Origin of the sequence: Streptomyces hamibioticus (assembly GCF_047946815.1) — a bacterium.
In the GTDB taxonomy this organism is placed as follows: Bacteria; Actinomycetota; Actinomycetes; order Streptomycetales; family Streptomycetaceae; genus Streptomyces.
Map to the genome: position 1 here is coordinate 4,889,613 of NZ_JBKKQY010000001.1, position 24,380 is coordinate 4,913,992.

The window sequence follows — 24,380 nt, forward strand, 5'->3', positions numbered from 1 at the left end:
GCATCCCGCGGTACTTCGAAGCCCCGTACCACTGAGGTTGGTGCGGGGCTTCTCCCATCCCCCGCGCAGTCGCCCCCCCCGGCACGGTTCGTGTCCCGCGCACAGTGCGCATCGCCCCGCACGGGCGGTCGGCGACAGCAGAAGGCGCCCCGGTGCGCCGGTCCCCCCACGGGCCGACGACCAGGGCGCCTTCCCATGTCCCGGTGCGGATTCCCCCCACGGGATCCGGCCGGGCGTCTGTGAGGACAGCGCCTGAATCGCTGTGTGAGCACAACGAGCAGAAGTCGCCGTACTCGTCCTGTGCTGTTGTGTTGCCTGCGTGCGGTCTGCCGGGACAACGCACGCCCGGGAGGGCCGCTCAAAGCTTCCCGGTGTACGTGCCCCGGCAACGCATTTCCGGGGAAGTCCCCCAAGACATCCCCAGATGCCGGATTGCGCCCCCCAAGACGCCGGCCGACATCGCCAACTTAGACCTTCGAACCCCTTCGATGGTTACGTTCGCATCACTGTGATCTGCGTCTCTTGCGTATGTCCGGTAGATACGCAAGGGACCCGATTCGCGGAACGGGATCCAGCGTAAGGAAGATGCGTGGGCCTTGTGAAGAGCTTATGTGAGGCGTCTGCCGGACTCCAGGGGGGCTGCCGTTCCGGGATCAGCGGAACCTGCGCAGCCGGAGGCTGTTGGTGACCACGAACACCGACGAGAACGCCATCGCCGCCCCGGCGATCATCGGGTTCAGCAGCCCGGCCGCGGCCAGCGGCAGCGCGGCCACGTTGTAGCCGAAGGCCCACCCGAGGTTGCCCTTGATCGTCGCCAGCGTCCGCCGGGAGAGCCGGATGGCGTCCGCGGCCACCCGCAGGTCCCCGCGGACCAGGGTCAGGTCGGCCGCCTCGATGGCCGCGTCCGTGCCCGTGCCCATCGCCAGCCCCAGATCCGCGGTGGCCAGCGCGGCGGCGTCGTTGACCCCGTCGCCGACCATCGCGACCGTGCGGCCTTCGGCGCGCAGCCGCCGTACGGCGTTGACCTTGTCCTCGGGCAGCACCTCGGCGAGCACCTCGTCGATGCCGACGGCCCGGGCGACGGACTCGGCCACCCGCCGGTTGTCGCCGGTCAGCAGCACGGGCCGCAGCCCGAGCCGGCGCAGCTCGGCCACCGCCTCGGCGCTGGTCTCCTTGACCGTGTCGGCGACGGCGACGACACCGCGTGCCGCCCCGTCCCAGCCGACGACGACGGCCGTACGACCGTCCCGCTCGGCCCGCTCGGCGGCGCGGGCGACGTCCTGCGGCACGGACGCGAAGAGGCGCCCCACGGCCACCTCATGGCCCTCCACGCGCGCGCGTACACCGCGTCCCGGCACGTTCGCGAAGTCCTCCGCGTCCGGCAGCGTGCCCAGCCGCCGCTCGGCGCCCGCCGCGATCGCCCGGCCCACGGGATGCTCGGAGGCCCGCTCGACGGCGCCCGCGAGGCGCAGCACCTGCTCCTCGTCGGCGTCCTCGGCGGCGTACACCTCGTGCAGGGTCATGCGGCCGGTGGTGACGGTGCCGGTCTTGTCGAGGACGACGGTGTCGGCCCGCCGCGTGGACTCCAGCACCTCCGGGCCCTTGATCAGGATGCCGAGCTGGGCCCCGCGGCCCGTGCCGACCAGCAGCGCGGTCGGGGTGGCCAGCCCCAGCGCACACGGGCAGGCGATGATCAGGACGGCGACGGCGGCCGTGAACGCGGCGACGGTGTCGCCGGTCGTGCCCAGCCAGCCCCCGAAGGTGCCGGCCGCGATCAGCAGCACCACCGGCACGAAGACGCCGGAGATCCGGTCGGCGAGCCGCTGCACCTCGGCCTTGCCGCTCTGCGCGTCCTCCACCAGCTTCGCCATCCGCGCCAGCCGGGTGTCGGCGCCCACCCGGGTGGCCTCGACGACGAGCCGGCCCCCGGCGTTGACCGTGGCGCCGGTGACGGTGTCGCCGACGCCCACGTCCACCGGTACCGACTCGCCGGTCAGCATCGCGGCGTCCACCGCCGAGGCGCCTTCCACGACCGTTCCGTCGGTGGCGATCTTCTCGCCGGGGCGGACGACGAACCGGTCGCCGACGGCCAGCCGGTCCACCGGTACCCGCACCTCCCGGCCGTCGCGCAGTACGGCCACGTCCTTGGCGCCCAGCTCCATCAGCGCCCTCAGCGCGGCGCCCGCACGCCGCTTGGAGCGGGCCTCCAGATAGCGGCCGAGCAGCAGGAACGCGGTGACACCCGCGGCGGTCTCCAGGTAGATCGCGGAGGCACCGTTTGCGCGGGAGACGGTGAGTTCGAAGGGGTGCCGCATGCCCGGCATCCCCGCGTCGCCGAGGAACAGCGCCCACAGCGACCAGCCGAACGCCGCGAGGGTGCCGAGGGAGACCAGGGTGTCCATGGTGGCCGCGCCGTGCCGCAGGTTGCTCCAGGCGGCGCGGTGGAAGGGCAGGCCGCCCCAGACGACGACGGGCGCCGCGAGGGTGAGCGAGAGCCACTGCCAGTGGTCGAACTGGAGCGCCGGGACCATGGCGAGCAGGACGACGGGGGCGGCGAGGGCCGCGGAGACGACCAGGCGCCGACCCAGGGCGGACAGCTCGGAGTCCGTGGCGGGCGTGCCGTCCCGCTCCGTCCCGGCACGGGCCGGGTCGTCCGCTCGCTGCGGCTCGGCCGGCGGGGGCGGCTCCTCGGCGGTGTACCCGGTCCTGACGACGGTGGCGATCAGGTCGGCGACCTCGATGGTCGCCGGGTGGCTGATCCGGGCCTTCTCCGTCGCGTAGTTCACCGTGGCGGTGACGCCGTCCATCCGGTTGAGCTTCTTCTCGACGCGGGCCGCGCAGGACGCACAGGTCATGCCGCCGATGCGCAGCTCGACCTCCGCACGGCCGGGGTCCGTGCCGGTCGGGGCCGCGGGGAGCGGGGTGCCTTCGGTGGTGCTGGTCATGGTCCGGACTCCATACGGACGGCCGGGCCGTGCCGGTGCGGCGCGGCCCGGCCGGCGGGGCTGCGGTGGCGGTCGGGAGGGTGCCGCTCAGACCGTGCCGGCGAGCTCGAAGCCCGCCTCGTCGACGGCGGCGCGCACGGCCTCCTCCTGAAGCGGTGCGGCGGAGACGACGGTGACCTCGCCGGTCGAGGCCACGGCCTTCACCGAGCTGACGCCGGGGATCTCGGAGATCTCGCCGGAGACGGCGCCCTCGCAGTGTCCGCAGCTCATCCCGCTCACCTTGTAGACGGTGGTGACGGAACCCGGGGTGTCGGTCTTGGCGGTCATTCGCAACTCCTCGTCGGGGCGTGGGGGGCGGGTACCCGGCATCCGGGGCCCGGAAGGCCCCGGATCGGATCACACGTTCCCCACCATACCCCTAGGGGGTACTGGTGTCGCGTACCGGGGTTTCCGGACAGCGTAAAAGGACGCCCTCCCTCCCGTGTGCCGGCGCCTCCCGCTCGGCGCCTTCCTGTGTCACCTCGGGGGCGGGCGTCACTCGTGCCTCCGTCCTCGGTTGCTCGGCCGGGACGCCACCCAGGCGCGGATCGTGTCGGCGTACCAGTAGGGCTTGCCGGCCTCCACGTGGTCCGGTGGCGGCAGCAGGCCGTGCTTGCGGTACGACCGTACGGTGTCCGGCTGTACCCGGATGTGGGCCGCGATGTCCTTGTACGACCAGAGCCTGCGGTCGGTCATGCGTTGCACCTCCCCGCGCGTTGCCGCGGCGTCGGCCGGGAACGGCCGTCGGGGGAGCCGGGCACTGCGCTGGTGATCATCAGCCTGTGCCCGCTCAACGACGCACCGTGAGGGCCGGAGGGTGATCGTGCGTGCGTGTGACCGAGGGGCCGCGTAGGCGTGACGCCTGTGACGCATCGGTGGTGTTTGTGACACGAGTGCTGCACGCGCGTACGCGGGCTCGTGGGCGCGGCGCATTGACCCGGAGGGCGCCGCGCGTCAGTTGACCCGGACGGCGCCGCCCCTCGGTCGAAGATGCCAAGAATGTCATTCGAATGTCCGGACAAAGCATTGACAGGTCTGTCGGCGCCGCACTACAAAGCCGGAGGAAGAGACCGCCTCCGGTGCGGGAGGCCGCTTCGCCCTGGCAGGAGCGAAGCGCGGGCGCCGACTCCCCGCCCGCTGCGCCCCCGCGCCGGAGGCCCGGCCGGCCCGTACCGCCCTGCCCCTGCCACCCGCCCGGAACATGTGTCTACGCGCGGACCCGAACCGCAGACACTGTGTCGGGCGCATGCGAGGTCCACGCCTGGTGGGATGTATCCGTGGCCGAGACCGCGACCCGAACACCGTGGTCAAGGCCGCTGAGCTGTACGAACGGCACGTCTGGACCCGACGCCGCCATCTGCGAAGGAGTACTCGGTCATGACGAAGATCGTCAACCACTGGATCGGCGGAAAGGCCGTCGAGGGCGCCTCGGGCACCTACGGGCCGGTGACCGACCCGGCGACCGGTGAGGTCACCACCAAGGTCGCCTTCGCGTCGGTCGAGGAGGTGGACGCCGCCGTCGCCGCCGCCCAGGAGGCGTTCCGGACCTGGGGCCAGTCCTCGCTGGCCCAGCGCACGTCGATCCTGTTCAGGTTCCGGGCGCTGCTGGACGCGCACCGCGACGAGATCGCCGAGCTGATCACCGCCGAGCACGGCAAGGTGCACTCCGACGCCCTCGGCGAGGTCGCGCGCGGCCTGGAGATCGTCGACCTGGCCTGCGGCATCAACGTCCAGCTGAAGGGCGAGCTGTCGACCCAGGTCGCCACCCGCGTCGACGTGGCCGCGATCCGGCAGCCGCTGGGCGTCGTCGCCGGCATCACGCCGTTCAACTTCCCGGCGATGGTGCCGATGTGGATGTTCCCCATCGCCATCGCCTGCGGCAACACCTTCGTGCTCAAGCCGAGCGAGAAGGACCCCTCGGCGTCGATGAGGATCGCCGAGCTGCTCGCCGAGGCGGGCCTGCCGGAGGGCGTCTTCAACGTCGTCCACGGCGACAGGGTGGCCGTGGACCGGCTGCTGGAGCACCCCGACGTCAAGGCCGTGTCCTTCGTCGGCTCCACCCCCATCGCCCGCCACATCCACACCACCGCCTCCGCCAGCGGCAAGCGCGTGCAGGCCCTGGGCGGCGCCAAGAACCACATGCTGGTGCTGCCGGACGCCGACCTGGACGCCGCCGCGGACGCCGCGGTGAGCGCGGCCTACGGCTCCGCCGGCGAGCGCTGCATGGCGATCTCCGCGGTCGTCGCGGTCGGCGCCATCGGCGACGAGCTGGTCGAGAAGATCCGCGAGCGCGCCGAGAAGATCAAGATCGGCCCCGGCGGCGACCCGGCCTCCGAGATGGGCCCGCTGATCACCAAGGCCCACCGCGACAAGGTGGCGTCCTACGTCGAGGGCGCGGCGGCGGAGGGCTGCGAGGTGGTCCTCGACGGCACCGGGTACACCGTCGACGGCCACGAGAACGGCCACTGGATCGGCATCTCGCTGCTCGACAAGGTGCCGACCACCGCGAAGGCCTACCAGGACGAGATCTTCGGCCCGGTGCTGTGCGTGCTGCGCGCCGAGACATACGAGGACGGCGTGGCCCTCATCAACGCCTCGCCCTTCGGCAACGGCACCGCGATCTTCACCCGGGACGGCGGCGCGGCCCGCCGCTTCCAGCTGGAGGTCGAGGCCGGCATGGTCGGCGTGAACGTCCCGATCCCGGTGCCGGTCGGCTACCACTCCTTCGGTGGCTGGAAGGACTCCCTCTTCGGCGACCACCACGTCTACGGCAACGACGGCACGCACTTCTACACCCGCGGCAAGGTCGTCACCACCCGCTGGCCGGACCCGGCCGACGCCCCCGCCGGCGTGGACCTGGGCTTCCCGCGCAACCACTGAGCCGCGGGCTTCCGCGCAACCACTGAGCCCCGGGCGGCCCGCCGCCGCGTACCACGACCGCGGTACGCGGCGGCGGCGCCGTACGCCCACGGGAGGTCCGGGAGTTCGTCCCCGGGACGGCACCGGTTGTCGGTGGCGGCCCGTACCGTTGACGCATGGATCTTCGACTGCCCGGACTGCGAGGGCTGCTTCGGGGGCCGCGCCGGATGCTGACCGCCGCGGCCGCCGTCGTCGTACTCGCCGGTGCCGGTACGTGGACGGCCGTCGCCGCCTCCGACGACGCGCCGGAGGTGCGCCGCGCCGACCGGGTGATGCCGGTGGGTGACGGCGTGCGCCTGGACACCTCGTACTTCACGGCGGGTCCCCCCGGCCGCCGTCCGGCCGTCCTGCTGGCCCACGGCTTCGGCGGCAGCAAGGCCGACGTGCGGGACCAGGCGGAGACCCTGGCCCGGGACGGGTACGCGGTCCTGACCTGGTCGGCCCGCAGCTTCGGCAGGTCCACGGGGAAGATCGGGCTGAACGCCCCCGACGCCGAGGTCGCCGACGTCTCCCGCCTGCTCGACTGGCTGGCCGGGCAGCCCGAGGTGCGCCTCGACGGCAAGGGCGACCCGCGCGTGGGCATGGCGGGCTCGTCGTACGGCGGCGCGGTCTCCCTGCTGGCCGCCGGGCACGACGACCGGGTGGACGCCATCGCCCCGGCCATCACCTACTGGAACCTGGCGGACGCCCTGTTCCCGAACGGCGTCTTCAAGAAGCTGTGGGCGGGCCTCTTCGTCAACAGCGGCGGAGGCTGCGAGAAGTTCGAGGAGCGGCTCTGCCGCATGTACCAGCGGGTCGCCGCGTCCGGCGAGCCGGACGCGGCCGCGGTGAAGCTGCTGGAGGAGCGCAGCGCACAGGCCGTCGGTGACCGCATCGAGGTACCCACGCTGCTGATGCAGGGCCAGTCCGACTCCCTCTTCCCGCTCGCCCAGGCCGACGCGGCGGCGAAGGCGATCCGGGCGAACGGCGCTCCCGTCGACGTCGACTGGATCGCGGGCGGCCACGACGGCGGCGACATGGAGACCGACCGTCTCCACGCGCGCGTGCAGGCCTGGTTCGACCGCCATCTCAAGGGCGACAAGGGCGCCGACACCGGCCCCGCGTTCCGGGTCAGCCGCACCGGGGGCGTCGACTCCACCGACGGGCAGGCCCAGTTGCGCGGCGCGAGCGCCGACACCTACCCGGGCCTGGAGAGCGGACGCCGGCCCGTACCCCTGACCGGCGGCGAGCAGACCTTCGCCAACCCCGCCGGGGCCAGCCCGCCCGCCGTCTCCGCCCTGCCCGGCCTCGGCGGCTCCGGCGGGCTGGCCCAGCTGTCCTCGCTGGGCGTCGGCGTCTCGCTCGACTTCCCCGGCCAGTACGCCGCGTTCACCTCCGCGCCCGTCCGCGACGACCTGCGGATCACCGGATCGCCGGAGGCCACCGTCCACGTCCGGTCCACCGCCGAGGACGCGGTCGTCTTCGGGAAGGTGTACGACGTCGGCCCGGACGGCACCCGCCAGGTGCTGCCCGCCCAGCTCGTGGCCCCCGTCCGGGTGGCGGGCGCCCAGGCCGGCAAGGACGTGACGCTCACCCTCCCGGCGATCGACCACGAGGTGCAGAAGGGCCACCGGCTCCGCCTCGTCCTCGCCTCCACGGACCTCGGTTACGCCTCACCGGCCGCCCCGGCGACGTACACGGTCTCCCTGAAGGGCGACCTGACCGTCCCGACCGCACCCGGCGTGCGGACCGCCGCCGCCCCGCTGCCCGCCTGGGTGTGGTGGCTGCCCCCGGCCGGCGCGGTGACCGCCCTGGCCCTGCTGCTCACGGCACGCCGCCGCACCGCGGCCCCCGCCCCGGATCCGGCGCTGGCCGAAGTGCCCCTCGAGATCACCGGACTGAGCAAGCGCTACGCCGGGTCGAGCGACCGGTACGCGGTCCGGGAGCTGTCCTTCCGCGTCGAGAAGGGCCAGGTCCTCGGCCTGCTCGGCCCCAATGGCGCCGGCAAGACGACGACGCTGCGCATGCTGATGGGCCTGATCCGGCCGGACGACGGCGAGATCCGCGTCTTCGGCCACGCGATCCGTCCCGGCGCGCCCGTGCTGTCCCGGGTCGGCGCCTTCGTCGAGGGCGCAGGCTTCCTGCCCCACCTGTCCGGCCGGGAGAACCTGGAGCTGTACTGGAAGGCCACCGGCCGCCCGCCGGAGGACGCGCACCTTCAGGAGGCCCTGGAGATCGCGGGCCTCGGCGACGCGCTGGCCCGCGCGGTCCGCACCTACTCGCAGGGCATGCGCCAGCGCCTCGCCATCGCCCAGGCCATGCTGGGCCTGCCGGACCTGCTCATCCTCGACGAACCGACCAACGGCCTGGACCCGCCGCAGATCCGCGAGATGCGCGAGGTGATGATCCGCTACGCCGCCGAGGGCCGCACGGTGATCGTCTCCAGCCATCTGCTGGCCGAGGTCGAGCAGTCCTGCACCCACCTGGTGGTCATGGACCGCGGCCGGCTCGTCCAGGCGGGCCCGGTCGGCGAGATCATCGGCTCCGGCGACACCCTCCTGGTCGGCACCGACGTGCCCGTCGAGGAACCCGTCGTCGACAAGGTCGTCGCACTGCCGGGCGTCGCCTCGGTCGTGCGCACCGACGACGGGCTGCTGATCCGGCTCGACGCCGACGGCACCGCGCCCCGCCTGGTCGCCGAACTGGTCCGGCTGGAGGTGCCGGTGGCGTCGGTCGGTCCGTACCGCCGCCTGGAAGACGCCTTCCTCACCCTGATCGGAGGCTCCGCATGAGCCCGCTCACCGAACCGGCCGAGACCGCCTCCGGCTACCGGGCGGGCCGCACCCTGCCCCTGCGGGTGGAACTGGTCCGCCAGCTCAAGCGGCGCCGCACACTGGTCATGGGCGCGATCCTCGCGGCGCTGCCGTTCGTGCTGGTCGCCGCCTTCGCGATCGGCGGCGAGCCGGACGGGCCCGACGACCGGATCACGCTGATGGACACGGCCACCGCGTCCGGCGCCAACTTCGCCGCGGTCAACCTCTTCGTGTCCGCCGGATTCCTGCTCGTCATCCCGGTCGCCCTGTTCTGCGGGGACACCGTGGCCTCCGAGGCGAGCTGGTCCTCCCTGCGCTACCTGCTGGCCGCCCCGGTGCCACGCGCCCGGCTGCTCGCCTCCAAGCTCGCGGTCGGGCTCGGTCTGAGCCTCGCCGCCATGGTCCTGCTGCCGGTGGTGGCCCTCGCCGTCGGCACGGTCGCCTACGGCTGGGGGCCGTTGCAGATCCCCACCGGCGGTGCGCTCGACGCGGGCACGGCGGTGCAGCGGCTGGTCGTGGTCGTGGCGTACATCTTCGTGTCCCAGCTGGTCACGGCGGGGCTGGCGTTCTGGCTGTCCACGAAGACCGACGCCCCGCTCGGCGCGGTGGGCGGCGCCGTCGGCCTGACCATCGTCGGCAATGTGCTGGACGCGGTGACCGCCCTCGGCCACTGGCGGGACTTCCTGCCCGCGCACTGGCAGTTCGCCTGGGCGGACGCCCTCCAGCCGAGTCCGGAGTGGTCCGGCATGATCCAGGGCACCGCCGTCTCGGTAACGTACGCGCTCGTGCTGTTCGCCCTGGCCTTCCGGGGTTTCGCCCGCAAGGACGTGGTGTCCTAGGTCAACGGAGGATCACCCACCGGTCTCGACGGGCCCCCGCCGTGCCCAGTTCGAGACACACCCGTGACGCCCCGTGCCGCACGTTCCGTCCCCCCACCGCGTCACAGTCACGTACGTCGGCATCGGCGGACCAGTCAGGGCACCGGTCGACGGACCGGGTGACGGTCCGGCCGATGGACCAGTCAACGGACCAGGGGGCACGGACGATGAGGCGGCACGGGACACGACAGCTGCACCGGCCACGACGGCTGCGCGGCGCACTGCTGGCGTTCACGGCGGCGGGCGGCCTGCTGCTCACCGGCTGCAGTGGCACCGGCGGCGACGACCAGGGCAGCAGAGCGGACGGCAGGCACGGCGGCGGCAACGCCCTCCCGGGGCCGCGGCCCCCGGCCGACCGGGAGGTGAGCACGGGCGGACAGGGCGACGACCGGTACGAGGAGCCGCAGGACCACCTCTCCACCTTCGCCCTCGACGTCGACACCGCCTCCTACGGCTACGCCCGCCGCACCCTGGCCGGGGGCCGGCTCCCCGACCCGTCGACGGTGCGCCCCGAGGAGTTCGTCAACAGCTTCCGCCAGGACTACGCCCGCCCCGACGGCAACGGCTTCACGGTGACCGTCGACGGCGCCCGGACCGCGGACGAGGACTGGTCCCTGGTCCGCGTGGGCCTGGCCACCCGGGCCGCCGAACCGGCGGACGAACGCCCGCCCGCCGCCCTCACCTTCGTCATCGACATCTCCGGCTCCATGGCCGAACCCGGCCGCCTCGACCTCGCCCGGGAATCCCTCGGCGTGATGACCGACCGGCTGGACGACGACGACTCGGTGGCGATCGTCACCTTCAGCGACGAGGCCGAGACCGTCCTGCCGATGACCCGGCTCGACGGCAACCGCGACGAGATCCACGACGCCATCGACGGCCTGGAGCCCACCGACTCCACCAACCTCGGAGCGGGCGTCGAGACCGGCTACGACACCGCCGTGAAGGGCCTGCGCGAGGGCGCCACCAACCGGGTCGTCCTCGTCTCCGACGCCCTCGCCAACACCGGTGACACCGACCCCGACACGATCCTCGAACGCATCGCGGACGAGCGCCGCGAGCACGGCATCACCCTCTTCGGCGTCGGCGTCGGCAGCGACTACGGCGACGCGCTGATGGAACGCCTCGCCGACAAGGGCGACGGCCACACCACCTACGTGTCGGATGACGAGGAGGCCCACGAGGTCTTCAGCGAACAGCTGCCCCGGCACATCGAGCTGACCGCCCGCGACGCCAAGGCCCAGGTGGCCTTCGACCCGGAGACGGTCGCCGAGTTCCGGCTCATCGGCTACGACAACCGCCGGGTCGCCGACGACGACTTCCGCGACGACCGGGTCGACGGCGGCGAGATCGGCCCCGGGCACACGGTCACCGCCCTCTACGCCGTCCGCACCGAGCCCGGCGCCGACGGTCACCTGGCCACCGCCACCGTCCGCTGGCTGGACCCCGGCACCCGCGCCCCGCACGAGGAGTCCGGCGACGTGGAGACCGGCGCCCTCGACGACGACGTCTGGAGCGCGGGCCGCGGCATGCAGGTCACGGCGACCGCCGCCTGGTTCGCCGACGCCCTGCGCTCCTCCCACGGACGCGACGGACGCGACGGACGCGACGGACGCGACGGCCCCCTGCCGGGCGCGCCGGGCCTCGCTGAACTCGCCGAGCGGGCCGACGACCTGGCGGACCGGACGGAGGACGAGGACATTCGCGGGCTGGCCCGGGCCATCGAAACGGCGAACCGCCTGATGTGAGCGGACGGGGCCGGGCCGCGGCTTTCCGAACCCTTGACTTTCTTACGCGTGGGTAAGTTGACTCTGGAGTAAGTAAGCCTGCCAGCACGTCAGCCACCGCCGCGACCGGGAGCCGCCATGGGCGTACGCAAGGATCTGAAACGGGCGAAGCGCCACAGCCAGCTGGCGTCCCGCACCCGAACCGAGACCGTCAGGGACGCCCACGGCACGGTCCGCGAGGCCCGCACCGCACCCCTGGCGTCCCGACCCACCACCGGCAGCACCGCCGACATCCCGTTCACCAACGCCGCCGAGGCCCCCGACGCGGTGCTCCTGCGCCGGGAGACGGCCGGCGCCTGGCGGCCCGTGACCGCGGCGGCCTTCGCCCGTGAGGTGACCGCCGTGGCCAAGGGGCTGATCGCCGCCGGCCTGGAACCCGGCGGCCGGGTCGCCGTGATGTCCCGCACCCGCTACGAGTGGACGGTCCTCGACTTCGCCATCTGGGCCGCCGGCGGCCAGAGCGTCCCCGTCTACGCCACCTCCTCCGCCGACCAGGTCGAGTGGATCGTCCGCGACTCCGGCGCCCGCCACGTGATCACCGAGACTGCGGACAACACCGCCACCGTCCTGGCCGGCACGGCGGACCACCCCGAACACCCACACACCTGGGAGCTGGACGCCGGTGCGCTCGACGACCTCACGGCCCTCGGCCGGGACGTCCCCGACGAGGAGGTCACCAAGCGCCGCACCGCCCTGACCCCCGAGACGGTGGCCACCGTCTGCTACACCTCCGGCACCACCGGCCGCCCCAAGGGCTGCGTCCTCACCCACGCCAATCTGCACGCGGAAGCCGCCAACACGGTCGAGCTGCTGCACCCGATCTTCAAGGAGGTCACCGGCCAGACCGCCTCGACCCTCCTCTTCCTCCCGCTCGCCCACATCCTCGGCCGCACCATCCAGATCGCGTGTCTGATGGCCCGCATCGAGATCGGCCACTGCCCGAGCATCAAACCCGACGAACTGCGCCCCGCGATGAAGGCGTTCCGCCCCACCTTCCTCGTCGGCGTGCCCTACCTGTTCGAGAAGATCCACGACACCGGCCGCGCGACCGCCGAGAAGATCGGCCGCGGCGCCTCCTTCGAGCGCGCCCACCGCATCGCCGTCCGCTTCGGCGAGGCCCACCTCAACCGCTTCCTCGGCCGCGGCAAGGGCCCCGGCCCGGGCCTGTGGGCCGCCTGGGCACTGTACGACCTGCTGGTCTACCGCCGGGTCCGCCAGGAGCTGGGCGGCCGGCTGCGCTACGCCATCAGCGGCGGCTCCCCGCTCGAACGGGACCTCAACCTGTTCTTCTACGCCGCCGGCGTCATCGTCTACGAGGGCTACGGCCTGACCGAGACGACCGCGGCCGCCACCGTCGTCCCACCGCTGAAGCCCCGCCCCGGCACCGTCGGCCTGCCCGTACCCGGCACGGCGGTCCGCATCGCCGACGACGGCGAGGTGCACATCAAGGGCGGCATCGTCTTCGGTGCGTACCGGAACGACCCGGCCGCCACCGACGAGGTTCTCCGGGACGGCTGGTTCGCCACCGGCGACCTCGGCTCCCTGGACGCCGACGGCTACCTGACCATCACCGGACGCAAGAAGGACCTCCTGGTCACCTCGGGCGGCAAGAACGTCTCCCCGGCCGTCCTGGAGGACCGGCTGCGCAGCCGCCCGCCGGTCGGCCAGTGCCTGGTCGTCGGCGACAACCGGCCCTACGTGGGCGCCCTGATCGCCCTCGACCCCGACGCGGTCGCCCACTGGCTGGCGGTCCGCAAGCTGCCCGCCGACACCCCGCTGTCCGAACTGGTCCGCGATCCGCGGCTGCGCGCCGAGGTTCAGCGGGCCGTCGACTACGCCAACGCGGCGGTCTCGCGCGCCGAGTCCATCCGCGCCTTCCGCCTGATCGACGGCGAGTTCACCGAGGAGAACGGGCTGCTGACCCCGTCGCTGAAGGTCAAACGGCATGCGGCGGTGACGGCGTACGCGGCGGAGATCGAGGCGCTGTACGGGCAGCAGCGCTGACGGACGAAGAGGTCCCTTTCTCCCAGGGAATTCCTCCGCGACAAAGGGTGCTCACGCCAATGCACTCTCTTTTCTCGACATGCGAGGGCTCCGGCCGCGCTGCGCCATGGGGCATTCGAGTGAATTCCTCATGGTCATCCGTTTCGTAGTTTCCCCGGCAGTCATTTCCTCGTTTGCAGGCTGCGGTCATGGTGCGAGCCATCGAAACGGTGCTCGCTCGGCTTCGGCCGTCACTCCAGCATGACTGCAGAGAAGGGACATGACATGAAGAAGAGTGCTGCTCTCGTCGCGGGCACGATCATGGCTCTGGGTATGGGCACCCCGGCCGTCGCCGACGCCGACACCGCGGCCGTGGCCATGGATTCCGAGGGCGATTTCTCCGGCAACGTCGTCCAGGTGCCGGTCAGCGTACCGGTGAACGTCTGTGGCAACACCATCAACGTCATCGGTCTGCTGAACCCAGCGTCCGGCAACGAGTGCGAGAGCGACTGACGCCGTCGGGCACCAGCCGCCCGGCTGCGTCATCGTCGGCCTCGGGCGACCCAGTTGGTGCCAAGGCCGGTTTCCCACATCTACCAGCAGGAAGATCAAGGAATTGCGACAGACCTTGAGCAGGGGAATGGTCGCGGCCGCCGCCGCGACCGGCGTCCTGTCCTTGTGCGGCAGCCCCGCCCTCGCCGACGCGCAGGCGGACGGGGTCGCCAAGAATTCTTCGGGTGACTTCTCCGGCAACGTTGTCCAGGTGCCGGTCAACGCGCCGGTGAACGCCTGCGGCAACACCGTCGACGCGGCTGCAGCGCTCAACCCGTCCTTCGGCAACAAGTGCGGACCCGACTCCGACGAGCGCGAGGACCACGACTCCGGGTACGGCGCGGACGAGGACTGGGGCTACGGCTCGGACGACGGATACGGTTACGGCGAGGACGACAGTTCCGGCTCCGCCGCGGACAGCCGGACCGAGGGCTCGTCCGGTACCGGTTCCGGCAACGTCGTCCAGGTGCCGGTCAACGCGCCGGTGAACGCCTGCGGAAACACCGTCGACGTGGTCGGTGCGCTCAACCCGGTGGCCGGCAACAGTTGCGGACATGGTGGTTACGGCGACGAGGCAACACCTTCGAAGCCGCAGCCGCCGGACGGCCACACCCCGCCGCCGGCGGCCGAGGAGAAGTCTCCCCCGGCCGGTGAGGAGGAGACCCCGCCGTCGGACGGGGAGGAGAGCACGCCGCCCGCTGGTGAGGACAGTGCGCCGCCCGCGGGCGAGGACAGTGCGCCGCCCGCCGACGCCGGTCACGGGACGCCGTCCCTGCCGGAGACTGGTAGCGAGGGCCTGCTCGGCGCCGCCACCGCGGGTGCCGGGTTGATCACCGGAGGTGTCCTGCTGTACCGTCGCAGCCGCGCCGTCTCCGCTCGGTAGCGTCGCCGCGGCCCCTTCCCCGCTCCGCCCCCGCACGGCGCCGACGGCCCGGCCGGGGGCGGAGCTGTGTCCGCCGCCCCCGTTCAGCGGCTGCCCGCCCGTTCGCCGACGCCGAGGCCTACCGGGTCGGCCGGGTCCGCCGGATCTGCCGGGCCGGCCTGGACCGGCAGCCGGGTGGCGGCCGTCTGCGGAAGCGGGCGGACGCCCGCCATGCCCCTTCGCCCCGTGTCCTGTCGGCGCAGGCGCTGAACCAGCCGCCTGGCCACATGGCGGCCCCACAGCCCCCACAGCTCTCGGCCGGGGCCCCGGTCGTCCGGAGCGTGCCAGGCAGGCTCCCGCCCGCCGGGCGCCGGCCGCAGCGCGGTCAGCGGCGCGTAGTTCTCCACCACGAACACCCGGCCCGGCACGGCCGCCCCCACCGGCAGTGGACGGTGCGTCAGGTCAAGGTGCAGAGCCCGTACGACGTCCAGCCCGGCGGTGTCGGTGAAGAGCCGGAACTGGGCGCCGGGACGTGGGTTGAAGTCGAGCAGGTGATAGCGCCCCGTGCTGCCGCAGCGGCGGAAGTCGAGGTCGAGGACACCGCGGTAACCCAGCTCGCCGACGACCCGCTCGGCGAGCGCGCGCACCCCCGGGTCGGGTGCCCAGCGGCCGACCGCGGTCAGGCCGGCGCCGCGCGGCCGGGCGTGCGTCTTCCGGCCGGTGCCGCCCGCGCGCAGGGTGCCGCCGCGGTCGACGTACCCGTGGAAGAACCAGTCACGGTCCGGGCCCGGAGGCAGGAAGGCCTGCAACAGCAGTCGGCCTCCCGCCTCCTCGGCTCGCGCGTACAGTTCTCGCGCCTGCTGCGCGGAGCGTACGAGCCGTGTGCTGCGCAGCCCGCTGCCGGCGGGCAGCAGCCAGGGCCGGCTCCACTTCGCGACCACCGGCGGCCCCAGCGCCTCCACCGCGCGGACGGCCTCGGCCGCGCTGTCCGGAAGCACCGTCACCGGATGCGGGATGTTGAGGGCCGCGCACACCGCGGCGAGTTCGGCCTTGTCGGCCACGCGCTCGGGCAGCGGGCCGGGCAGGTCCGGTAGCAGATAGCGGGAGACCAGCTCCGCGCGCGTGCGGCCCACCGCGATCGCACTCGCGTCGTCCATCGGCACCAGGACGGCGGGCCGCGCGATACCGGCCGCGACGCGGCGCAGTACTTCCGCGATGTCCGCCGGGGATGCGCCGGGCGGCGGCGGGGTGTGCAGCCGGCGGATGTAACGGGAGGCGCCGACCGGGCTGTGCGCGCAATCGGCGACCACGTGCACGTCCACGCCCGCCCGGCCGAGGGAGCGCACGGCGCCCAGGGTGCCGTGGTGGAAGGGATTGGGGTCGATGCGCAGGACGACAGCGGGAACGCGGGTGTCGAAAGACGACACTGACTTTCTTCCTTCGGTTCGGGAGTACTCGGAAGCCGTAGTACCGGTGGCGTGATGGCCTCTCACATGACTGACTGTCAACAGACGAGGAGAAAGAGCAGCTGAGACAAGAAGGAAACAAGGGAGAAAGAGAGGGCCGGTATGCCCCCACACCAGCCACGGACGCGGATGCGGCGGTCGGCGCTCGTGGCGGCAACGATCGCCGTGTCGGCCGCGCTGGCCGCGGGCCCGGTGCGGGCCGCCGGCCCAACCGACCCCGGACCGTCCGCCTCCGCCGCACCGTCCGCTTCCGCCGCACCGTCCGCTTCCGCCACACCGTCCGCTTCCGCCGCACCGCAGGAGCCACCGGGCGGTGTTCCCGCCTTCGGTGCCTACCTGCAGTACGACTCCCGCGGCGTGGCCCGGATGGCCGAGCTGAGCCGTTGGCTGGGCGGTGCCGAGTTGCGCGTCGGCCACACCTATCTGCCTGGCGACCGGTGGAGCAACATCGCGGGCGCCCCGGGCTTCCTCGACGCGTGGGCCGACTGGCGGAGCCGCGGGGCCGATCGGCTGTTCGTCCTCAATGTGCCCATGCTGGAGCGCAACGAGGAGGGCATCCCCGACCACGAGGTGCGCGAGCTGCTGCGCGCGGGCGCGGCCGGACGGTTCGACCACCATTTCCGGGCCCTGGCCGAGCGGCTGGTCGAGCTGGAGGTGCCGGACACGGTCCTGGTGCTGGGCTGGGAGATGAACGGCACCACGTACACCCACCGCTGCGGTCCGGACCCGCGGGCCTGGAAGGCGTACTGGAACCGGATCGTCACCACCATGCGCGCCGTGCCGGGCCAGCGGTTCCGCTTCGACTTCGCGCCGAGCCGCGGCCGTGACGCCGTTCCCTGGACGGAGTGCTACCCGGGGGACGACACGGTCGACATCATCGGCATGGACTCCTACGACCAGCCGCACGGCATGACCTTCGACGAACAGGTGACCGAGCCCTACGGCCTCCAAGCGCACGTCGACTTCGCCCGGGCACATGGCAAGCCCATCTCCTATCCCGAGTGGGGACTGTTCCGCAACGGCGACAACGCCGAGTACATGCGGCGCATGCTCGCCTGGATGGACGAGCACCGGCCGCTGTACAACACGCTGACCGACTACTGCCCGCACGGCGTGTGGCAGTGCGCCGGCAATCCCCGCTCGTCCCAGGTCTACCGGTCCGTGCTGTCCGGCCGCACGGACGAGCCCGGCACCCCGCCGGCACCGGTGCCGACGCCGCAGCCAACCAGGCCCGAGCCCCCGGCCGGCTGCTCGCCGCTGGACCTCGGTGACTGGTTCGACCGCTGGTTCGAGCGCTGGTTCGGCAGCCGGCTGTGCCTGCGCCTGGACCGGCTGCCGGAAGACCGCTAGCGGCGCACGGTGGCGGCCGGCCCGGTCAGCCCCCGCCGCCACCGTCGCGCTCCTTCCGGCCGCGCAGGAACTCCTTGCCCCGACGGCGTGCGGCGATGTCACCGACCGCCGCCGCCAGCAGCGGTGCGGTGCGCCGCCGGGCCAGCAGCAGCCGCTGGTTGACCACCCTGCGGGGCCGCCAGTGGTGCTTGTACGGTTCGTCACCGCGCAGCAGACTCAGCGTTCCCCGTCCCTGCGCCAGGCTGTGCCCGGAGCAGGAGTCCAGCAGCATCGTTGCCACGTCCGCCCTGCGGTCGCGCAGCCGGGGATGGGCGCCGTACAGGTAGCCGCCCGCGAGCCCCGGTGACAACAACGTCAGGTCGACGGCCACCACCTCGTCGTCCAGCCGGAACTCGGTGACGACCGCCTCCCCGGAGCACACCATCGCTCCCGCCGACCGCACCAGGTGCTCACGGAACCGGGCCCGCAGATGCTCCCTGTTCACTCCCCGCGCCTGCCACTGCAACCGGTGCAGCTCCAGCAGCCGTCCCACCGCTGCCTCCGCTTCACAGGGCAGGACGACGTGGCTCTTGACGCCGAGCGCGTGCAGCCTGCGCAGCTTGGCCCGGGCCCGCTGCTGAGACTTGGCGGAGGGCAGCCGGGCGATCAGGTCGGGCATCGGGACGGCGGGCAGCTCCAGGCAAGGGGAGTCGTCGACCTGGCGCCGGGGTCCGCGCCAGCGGGCGTACACCCGTTCGGCTGCGCCACCGGGCCGCACCTCACGGAGATCGACGAGGGCGGTGCGCGCGGCGGCCGACAGGGCGTCGGTGAGCTCGGCCACCGCAGCCTCGCCGTGCTCGTCGTCCACCAGGACGTCCCCGTAGTCGGAGATCGTCCCGCCGAGCGGTACCAGGGCCGGCACCGGCCGCCGTACGCGCATCAGCGGGGCGGCGGCGACCAGTGCGGGCCCGTCGCGGACCACGAGCAGCCGCAGCCGGCCCGGCCTGCCGTACGAAAGCCACCACGAGTGCAGCCAGGCGTGGCTCTGGAACGGGGTCGCCGACCCGCACCGCCGGTGCAGGCGCCTCCAGTCGGTGTCCAGACCGGCGAAGCTCCGCTCGTCGGTGATCAGTTCGGTCCGGTACGTCACAGGTGCCCGCGGACGTCGGAGGTGGGCACGGGGGCGTGGGCGGGCCCGGGCACGGCGGCCGGGCGGCCGGGTGTGTCCGCGGCCCGGCGCGGCCGGACCAGCAGGCCGAGCGCGCCGAGCAGGCCGCCCGCGCTCGCCCCGACCAGGCCGGTCAGCGCGGCGGACGCGGACGACGGCTCGGCGGGCTCGGTGGCGCGGGCGAACTGCCGCAGTCCGACGTGGGTGGCGTGCGCCGTGGTGCTCGCGTGCTGGGTCAGCGCACGGGCGACGGCGTTGGCCATGTCCGCGGCGAGGCCCGGGCGGGCGGAGGTGGCGGTCACCGCGACCATCGGCGCGTCCGGCGAGGTCGCCGTCCGCACGCTCTCCTCCAGCGTCGCGGCCGGCACCCCCGCCCACACCTGTGCGTCCCCGAGTACCGCGAGCTGTGTGGCGACCCGGCCGTAGGCCTGTGCGAAGCCCAGCGCGGACGCCGGGTCGCTCCCCTCGGCCGGTACGGCGACGACGTAACTGGTGGCCGTGTACTGCGGCGACCGGGCCAGGCCGTAGGCGCCGCCGGCCAGGGTGCCGGCCAGGGCGCCCGCGATCAGCAGGGACCAGGACGGCAGCGACCGGGCCCGGGACCTGACGCGGGTTCCGGCGCGGGCCAGGGCGGTGGCTGGGCGGCGGCAGCCGGGCGCCTGCCCGTCGGCTCGGTCGCCGGCCCGGCTGTCGGGCCTCTTCTGTGTCTTGTTCTCCGTCTTGTCCGTCATACGGAATTGACTCCCTGGGATGCGGATGCCGGGGGCAACGCGTGCGCGAGGACGGTGGCGTACACGTCCATCAGCTGGGCGGCGCTGTGGGTGATGCAGTAGTGGCGGGCGGCCTCCGGCGGATGGCGCGGGGAGGGCCCCGCCGCCCGGACCTCGGCCAGGGCGCGCGCGAACTCTTCCTCGCCGCCGCGGACACGCCGGGCGCCCGGCGCGGTGTACGGGGGCAGGTCCTCGATCGCCGGGCAGGAGGCGTACAGCACCGGCAGCCCGGAGGCGAGCCCTTCCACGGCCGCCAGCCCGAAGGCCTCCTCGGGGGACGGGGAGGCCAGCACGTCCATCGCGGACGCCAGCGACGGCAGATCGGGGCCGGGGGAGCCGTCGGGCAGGTAGGGGCGTTCCCCGGTGAGCAGCACCCGGTCGGTGACCCCGGCCTCGTGGGCGGTCCGGCGCAGGAGATGCTCCTCGGGGCCGCCGCCGACCAGCAGCAGCCAGTAGTCCCGGGGAAGGCGGGCCAGGGCGCGGACCAGGACGTCGAACCGTTTGTCGGCCACGAGCCGGCCGATGCCGCCGATGACGTAGGCCTCGTCCGACAGCCCCAGCCGGCGCCGGGTGGCCAGCCGCCGTACCGGGTCGAAGCCGAAGCGGTCCAGGTCGATGCCGTTGGGAACGACTTCGATACGCGGCGCGGGCACGCCCCAGCGTCGCAACCGGTCGGCGACGGTGGGGGAGACGGCGACGGTGGTGCTGCCCAAACGCTCCCCGGCCAGGTACAGGGCGCGTACGCTCGCGGTCAGCGGGCGCCCCTCCATCCGGGTGTCACCGAGGGAGTGCTCGGTGGCGACGACCGCGCGGACGCCGGCGAGCCGGGCGGCGAGCCGGCCGTAGACGCAGGCCCGGTAAAGGTGGGTGTGGACCAGGTCGTAGCCGCCGTCGCGGATCAGGCGGACCAGGCGTGGCAGGGCGGACAGGTCGCGGTTGCCGGTCATGCCGAGGTGAACCACGTGCACCCCGTCGGCCGCCAGCCCGGCGGCGACCGTTCCCGGCTCGGTGAGCGTGACGACGTCGCAGTCGACGGGCAGATGCCGCAGCAGCAGCCGAAGTTGCTGCTCGGCGCCGCCGGCACCGAGACCGGTGATGATGTGCAGGACCCGCATCTCACACCCCCTCGGCAGCACGTCGTCGCCACCGGTGCAGTGCCCTCTTCAGAAGCAGCCGTACGGCCGTGTCGCTCTCCCCGACATGGATCCGGGGGAGGGCGTACGGGCCGGTCAGCGCACCGGGGTCGATGGCGCAGCCGTAGCCGTACCCGGCCTGCCGTACGGCGTCGGCGACCCGCCGGTCGACGGTGCCGTACGGGTAGCAGAACCCGGTGACCGGAGCACCCGTCAGCTCAGTGAGCCGCGCTCTGCTCCCGGCGACCTCCGCCCGCAGCGTGGCGTCGTCGGCCTCGGTCAGGTCGACATGGGTCAGCCCGTGGGAGCCGATCTCCACGCCCTCCGCGGCGACGTGCCGGATGCCGTCCGCGGTCAGCAGTGGCTTGCGCGGGCCCAGCCGGTCCCAGGCGTTGTCGGCGCCGAGCCGGCCCGGCAGCACGAACAGGGTCGCCCCGCAGTCCCATTTGCGCAGCAGCGGCAGGGCGTGCGTGACGAAGTCGGCGTACCCGTCGTCGAAGGTCAGCCCGACCAGGCCCCGGCCCTCGCCACGGGCGCGGGCGGCCAGCAGGTCGGCGACGGACACCCCGCGCAGCCCGCGCCGCCGCAGCCAGCCGAGCTGCCCGTCGAGCCGGCCGGGCGTGACCGTGACGCGGTACGGGTCGTCGGAGCGGTCACCCACTGAGTGGTACATCGCGATCCAGGGGACGCGCGGCGGGCGGGCACCGGTGGCCGCCCGGGCGTCAACGTGGCCTGCGGAGCCGGGGGAATCTGCGGTAGCTGCGGAGACGGCCATACGGAAACCTTCGTGAGACGGAACGGAGAAGACTCGGGGCCGCGGCGGCCCCCGGGACGCCCAGAACCGGGCCGGCCAGGACGAAGACGACGGCGACGGTCGCGGCTCCCGCGGCCAGACCGGGCACGGGGGCGGCGCACCGGCCGGCGACCGCCGCACCCGCCGCCGTCGCCACCGCCGCCGCGGCCAGTGCCCGGCCCAGGCCGGCCAGGAGGTGGCCGGTGTGCACCGGGACACTGCGCGGTCCCATCCCGGCGAGCAGCAGCGCCGCCGTGACGGTGATGCCGGCGGCGTTGGCGGCAGCGATGCCCCGCACCCCCCAGGGGCCCACGGCGCAGGCGCCGATGACGGCGGTGGCGGCGACACCGGCGGCCATCGCCCCCAGTGGGTACCAACTGGCGCGACCCGCCGAGAAGTACGAGCGGGCCAGCGCGCCGACGACCGTCTGGGCGAGCAGCCCAAGGGCGTAGACGCGCATGACGCCTGCGGTGGCCGCCGTGTCGGCTTCGGTGAACGCGCCGCGCTGGAAGAGGAGTTCGGCGAGCTGCGGCGCGCAGGCGACGACCGTGGCCGCGCCCAGCAGCACCAGGCAGGCGGCCAGTGCCACGTCCCGCTCCACCCGGGATCGGGCCCGCTCGGTGTCGCCGTCGGCCAGGGCCCGCGCCACCACCGGGAAGGTGACCGTGCAGAGCATCAGCGACAGGGTCATCGGGATCTGGGCGACCTTCTGCGCGTAATTCAGGTGCGAGATGGCGCCGGGGGGCAGGCCGGAGGCCAGGAACCGTTCGATGAGGACCTGTGCCTGCCGGCAGAGCGCGAACAGCAGGACGGTGGTGAACAGGGCGAGGGCGAGCGGACGCGTCTCGTCGGCGACGGGGCCCGCTCGCCGCGTCCGCCCCCGCCGCATCTGCCCGAGCAGTGAAGGAAGCTGGGCCGCCACCATCAGACAGCCGCCCACCGCGACTCCGGCCGCCGCCGATCGGACCCCCCAGTCCCCGGCGAACAGGAACATCGTGGTGATGATGCCGGTGTTGTAGGCGACGTAGATCGCCGCCGGCGCCAGGAAGCGGCGGTGGGCGCGCAGGGCCGCGCTGGCGTACCCGGCGAGCCCGAAGCTCAGGACACAGCTGGCGGTGAGCCGCGTGCAGTCCACGGCGAGTGCCCGGTCGGGCAGGCCGGGCGCCAGCAGTCGGACCAGGTACGGGGCGGTCAGGGCGGTCAGCGCGGCGACCGCGGCGAACGCGAGCGCCAGCCGGGGCAGGGTGGCGGCGACCAGGGCGCGGACCGGGTCGCCGGCAGCTCCCCGCGCACGGCGGGCCAGGGCCAGGCTGAACATCGGAACCAGCGCGAACGCCAGGCCGTCCTCGATGAGCAGCGTCGCCGCGAACTCCGGCACCGTCCACGCCACCAGGAACGCATCCGTCCCGCTGCCCGCTCCGAAGAGCCGGGCCAGGGCCTGATCCCGCACCAGCCCCAGCACCGACGCGGCCACGGACAACGCGGCGGTGAGCAGCGCCGCCCGGGTCAACGCCCGCGAGCCACCGGCTCGCCCGCCGGGCTCGGTTACGGCCTCGGCCACGGACGGGGCACGCCCGATCGCCGAACCGGCGTGCCCGAGGCCCGGCTCGCCGTTCCCCACCGCGGGGACCACCGCCGGGCCGGCCGGGGGAGGTGTCACCGTCATCGGGCCCCGACTTCCTCGTCACCGGTGCCGACCGCCCAGCGGGCCGCGAGTCCGAAGCACACTGCCGTCAGCACGGTCGAGGGCCCGCCGATGTCCGCGTACGCGAAGTCCGTCAGCTGCCACACCAGCAGCCCGCACGCGATCAGCCCGCTCTCGTGGCGGGCCGCGCGGCGCCGCAGCCGGAGAATCCCGCACACCAGCAGCGCCAGCCAGCTCCCCACGAGGGTGAGCAGCCCGAGCAGCCCCTGTTCGGCGAGTACGAGCAGGTACATGTTGTGCGGCGACAGCAGCGGCTGCCGGCGGAACGCCGCGCCCGCTCCCTCCGTGTCGCTGCCCGAGGCCAGCGCCAGCGAGGCGTGCGAGTCCCGGTGTTCGGGGAAGCCCTTCAGGCCGACGCCGGTCAGCGGCTTCTCGCGCCACATGCCGACCGCCGCCGCCCACATCGTGTAGCGGTCGGTCACGGACTGGTCGGGGGCGTCGGCGATCCGCGTGATGCTGTCGACGCGCTCGTGGAGCATCGCCGTGCCCAGTCCCAGCCCGCCCACCAGGACCACCCCCACCGCGACCACGGCCGTCCCCACCGCCAGCGCCCGCCGCGCCCCCGCGAGCAACAGCAGCGCCGCACACGTCACCGCCGTGGCGATCCACGCCCCCCGGCTGAAGGAGAGTGCCAGCGGCGCCGCCAGCGCCACCGCGCACCCGGCCGCGACGGCCCGCTCCCGCAAGGACACCCGCCCCAGGGCGAGGCCGGTGGCGCACACCAGCCCCAGAGAGACGACGGTCGCCATGCCCATCACGTCCTGCGGCCCGAACGTGCCGACGGCCCGCACCGGTTCACCCCGGTAGGAAGCCCCGGTCCCGGTGACGTACTGGTGCACGCCCACGGTCCCCTGCCACAGCGCCAGCCCGATCAGCGTCCAGGCCAGCAGCCGTACGTCGCGCCGGTCGCGGACCAGCAGCAGGACGGCGGCCGGGACGAGTACGAAGATCTGGAGGTAGCGGCCGAGCCCTGTGAGCCCGGCCCCCGGCGACGGTGCCCCCACGGCGGCGACCGCCAGCCCCAGCACCGGCAGCCCCAGCAGCATCGCCGCTCGCCGGGACAGCGGGCGCCGGCGCTCCCGCACCAGACGCAGCGCGCACCACAGAACCAGGACCGCCGAGACCGCGTCCGCCGGGTGCGCGCCACCGTCGCCGCCAGGCGGACGCGGCACGGCGAGCAGGGCGATCACACCGACCACCGGCACCACGGGCGGCGGCGTGCGGGCGCCCGGCGGGGAGAGGAGCAGGGCGTGGCTCAC

General features: G+C 73.7%; 18 protein-coding genes and 2 pseudogenes. 10 read left to right on the forward strand and 10 right to left on the reverse strand.

Features of this window, described 5'->3' with window-relative positions; all coding sequences use genetic code 11:
* Positions 1-653: 653 nt before the first annotated feature.
* The 3 genes from ACLGIH_RS22265 to ACLGIH_RS22275 form a co-directional block, all read right to left on the reverse strand.
* Complete coding sequence (locus tag ACLGIH_RS22265) at positions 654-2,945, reverse strand: heavy metal translocating P-type ATPase (protein ID WP_416527029.1); 2,292 nt, start codon at positions 2,943-2,945, stop codon at positions 654-656.
* Between the two features lie 87 nt (positions 2,946-3,032).
* The gene (locus tag ACLGIH_RS22270; RefSeq protein WP_416527030.1) at positions 3,033-3,272 is read right to left on the reverse strand and encodes a heavy-metal-associated domain-containing protein; all 240 of its coding nucleotides are present in this window, start codon (positions 3,270-3,272) and stop codon (positions 3,033-3,035) included.
* 207 nt (positions 3,273-3,479) lie between these two features.
* Positions 3,480-3,680 (reverse strand): helix-turn-helix transcriptional regulator, encoded by a 201-nt coding sequence (locus tag ACLGIH_RS22275; RefSeq protein ID WP_416527031.1) that lies wholly within the window; start codon positions 3,678-3,680, stop codon positions 3,480-3,482.
* A gap of 370 nt (positions 3,681-4,050) precedes the next feature.
* Here ACLGIH_RS22275 and ACLGIH_RS22280 point away from each other — a divergent pair.
* From ACLGIH_RS22280 to ACLGIH_RS22320, 9 genes and pseudogenes are all read left to right on the forward strand, one after another.
* Positions 4,051-4,140 (forward strand): annotated as a pseudogene (locus ACLGIH_RS22280) (5-deoxy-glucuronate isomerase); the annotation flags it as partial.
* 43 nt (positions 4,141-4,183) lie between these two features.
* A pseudogene (locus ACLGIH_RS22285) lies at positions 4,184-4,365 on the forward strand (hypothetical protein); the annotation flags it as partial.
* Positions 4,362-5,864, forward strand: a complete 1,503-nt coding sequence (gene mmsA / locus ACLGIH_RS22290; RefSeq protein WP_416527032.1) for a CoA-acylating methylmalonate-semialdehyde dehydrogenase — start codon at positions 4,362-4,364, stop codon at positions 5,862-5,864. The pseudogene ACLGIH_RS22285 and the gene mmsA, both read left to right, overlap by 4 nt.
* A 155-nt stretch (positions 5,865-6,019) precedes the next feature.
* Positions 6,020-8,674: an alpha/beta fold hydrolase gene (locus tag ACLGIH_RS22295; protein ID WP_416527033.1), complete on the forward strand. Its 2,655-nt coding sequence runs from the start codon at positions 6,020-6,022 to the stop codon at positions 8,672-8,674.
* Positions 8,671-9,534: an ABC transporter permease gene (locus ACLGIH_RS22300; RefSeq protein WP_416527034.1), complete on the forward strand. Its 864-nt coding sequence runs from the start codon at positions 8,671-8,673 to the stop codon at positions 9,532-9,534. Before ACLGIH_RS22295 ends, ACLGIH_RS22300 begins: the two co-directional genes overlap by 4 nt.
* A 206-nt stretch (positions 9,535-9,740) precedes the next feature.
* On the forward strand, positions 9,741-11,321 hold the full coding sequence (locus ACLGIH_RS22305) for a vWA domain-containing protein (protein ID WP_416529449.1): 1,581 nt from the start codon (positions 9,741-9,743) through the stop codon (positions 11,319-11,321).
* Between the two features lie 117 nt (positions 11,322-11,438).
* The gene (locus tag ACLGIH_RS22310) at positions 11,439-13,364 is read left to right on the forward strand and encodes an AMP-dependent synthetase/ligase (protein ID WP_416527035.1); all 1,926 of its coding nucleotides are present in this window, start codon (positions 11,439-11,441) and stop codon (positions 13,362-13,364) included.
* Positions 13,365-13,628: 264 nt separating this feature from the next.
* Positions 13,629-13,856: a chaplin family protein gene (locus tag ACLGIH_RS22315; RefSeq protein WP_416527036.1), complete on the forward strand. Its 228-nt coding sequence runs from the start codon at positions 13,629-13,631 to the stop codon at positions 13,854-13,856.
* Between the two features lie 115 nt (positions 13,857-13,971).
* A complete protein-coding gene (locus ACLGIH_RS22320; RefSeq protein WP_416527037.1) occupies positions 13,972-14,778 on the forward strand; it encodes a chaplin in 807 nt (268 codons plus the stop codon).
* Positions 14,779-14,861: 83 nt separating this feature from the next.
* On the opposite strand, the gene ACLGIH_RS22325 is transcribed toward ACLGIH_RS22320, so the two are convergent.
* Positions 14,862-16,184, reverse strand: coding sequence for a carboxylate--amine ligase (locus ACLGIH_RS22325; protein ID WP_416527038.1), 1,323 nt, complete (start codon positions 16,182-16,184; stop codon positions 14,862-14,864).
* Positions 16,185-16,325: 141 nt separating this feature from the next.
* Between ACLGIH_RS22325 and ACLGIH_RS22330 the strand changes: the two genes are divergently transcribed.
* Positions 16,326-17,573: a glycoside hydrolase family 26 protein gene (locus tag ACLGIH_RS22330; protein ID WP_416527039.1), complete on the forward strand. Its 1,248-nt coding sequence runs from the start codon at positions 16,326-16,328 to the stop codon at positions 17,571-17,573.
* Positions 17,574-17,598: 25 nt separating this feature from the next.
* Here the strand turns inward: ACLGIH_RS22330 and ACLGIH_RS22335 are convergent, their stop codons facing one another.
* Genes ACLGIH_RS22335 through ACLGIH_RS22360 form a run of 6 tightly spaced genes read right to left on the reverse strand, consistent with a single transcriptional unit; the run spans position 17,599 to position 24,380 of the window.
* A complete protein-coding gene (locus ACLGIH_RS22335) occupies positions 17,599-18,702 on the reverse strand; it encodes a GNAT family N-acetyltransferase (protein WP_416527040.1) in 1,104 nt (367 codons plus the stop codon).
* On the reverse strand, positions 18,699-19,451 hold the full coding sequence (locus ACLGIH_RS22340) for a YveK family protein (RefSeq protein WP_416527041.1): 753 nt from the start codon (positions 19,449-19,451) through the stop codon (positions 18,699-18,701). Before ACLGIH_RS22340 ends, ACLGIH_RS22335 begins: the two co-directional genes overlap by 4 nt.
* The gene (locus tag ACLGIH_RS22345) at positions 19,448-20,605 is read right to left on the reverse strand and encodes a glycosyltransferase (protein WP_416527042.1); all 1,158 of its coding nucleotides are present in this window, start codon (positions 20,603-20,605) and stop codon (positions 19,448-19,450) included. Before ACLGIH_RS22345 ends, ACLGIH_RS22340 begins: the two co-directional genes overlap by 4 nt.
* 1 nt (position 20,606) lies before the next feature.
* Positions 20,607-21,296: a polysaccharide deacetylase family protein gene (locus tag ACLGIH_RS22350; RefSeq protein WP_416527043.1), complete on the reverse strand. Its 690-nt coding sequence runs from the start codon at positions 21,294-21,296 to the stop codon at positions 20,607-20,609.
* 49 nt (positions 21,297-21,345) lie between these two features.
* The gene (locus ACLGIH_RS22355) at positions 21,346-23,082 is read right to left on the reverse strand and encodes a lipid II flippase MurJ (RefSeq protein WP_416527044.1); all 1,737 of its coding nucleotides are present in this window, start codon (positions 23,080-23,082) and stop codon (positions 21,346-21,348) included.
* Positions 23,079-24,380 (reverse strand): O-antigen ligase family protein, encoded by a 1,302-nt coding sequence (locus ACLGIH_RS22360; RefSeq protein WP_416529450.1) that lies wholly within the window; start codon positions 24,378-24,380, stop codon positions 23,079-23,081. Before ACLGIH_RS22360 ends, ACLGIH_RS22355 begins: the two co-directional genes overlap by 4 nt.

Coding starts and splice junctions, on each gene's coding strand:
- ACLGIH_RS22275 (WP_416527031.1), bottom strand. CDS start 3,680: ATGACCGACCGCAGGCTCTGGTCGTACAAGGACATCGCGGCCCACATC.
- ACLGIH_RS22340 (WP_416527041.1), bottom strand. CDS start 19,451: ATGACGGACAAGACGGAGAACAAGACACAGAAGAGGCCCGACAGCCGG.
- ACLGIH_RS22295 (WP_416527033.1), top strand. CDS start 6,020: ATGGATCTTCGACTGCCCGGACTGCGAGGGCTGCTTCGGGGGCCGCGC.
- ACLGIH_RS22310 (WP_416527035.1), top strand. CDS start 11,439: ATGGGCGTACGCAAGGATCTGAAACGGGCGAAGCGCCACAGCCAGCTG.
- ACLGIH_RS22305 (WP_416529449.1), top strand. CDS start 9,741: ATGAGGCGGCACGGGACACGACAGCTGCACCGGCCACGACGGCTGCGC.
- ACLGIH_RS22350 (WP_416527043.1), bottom strand. CDS start 21,296: ATGTACCACTCAGTGGGTGACCGCTCCGACGACCCGTACCGCGTCACG.
- ACLGIH_RS22265 (WP_416527029.1), bottom strand. CDS start 2,945: ATGACCAGCACCACCGAAGGCACCCCGCTCCCCGCGGCCCCGACCGGC.
- ACLGIH_RS22330 (WP_416527039.1), top strand. CDS start 16,326: ATGCCCCCACACCAGCCACGGACGCGGATGCGGCGGTCGGCGCTCGTG.
- ACLGIH_RS22355 (WP_416527044.1), bottom strand. CDS start 23,082: ATGACGGTGACACCTCCCCCGGCCGGCCCGGCGGTGGTCCCCGCGGTG.
- ACLGIH_RS22270 (WP_416527030.1), bottom strand. CDS start 3,272: ATGACCGCCAAGACCGACACCCCGGGTTCCGTCACCACCGTCTACAAG.
- ACLGIH_RS22315 (WP_416527036.1), top strand. CDS start 13,629: ATGAAGAAGAGTGCTGCTCTCGTCGCGGGCACGATCATGGCTCTGGGT.
- ACLGIH_RS22345 (WP_416527042.1), bottom strand. CDS start 20,605: ATGCGGGTCCTGCACATCATCACCGGTCTCGGTGCCGGCGGCGCCGAG.
- mmsA (WP_416527032.1), top strand. CDS start 4,362: ATGACGAAGATCGTCAACCACTGGATCGGCGGAAAGGCCGTCGAGGGC.
- ACLGIH_RS22300 (WP_416527034.1), top strand. CDS start 8,671: ATGAGCCCGCTCACCGAACCGGCCGAGACCGCCTCCGGCTACCGGGCG.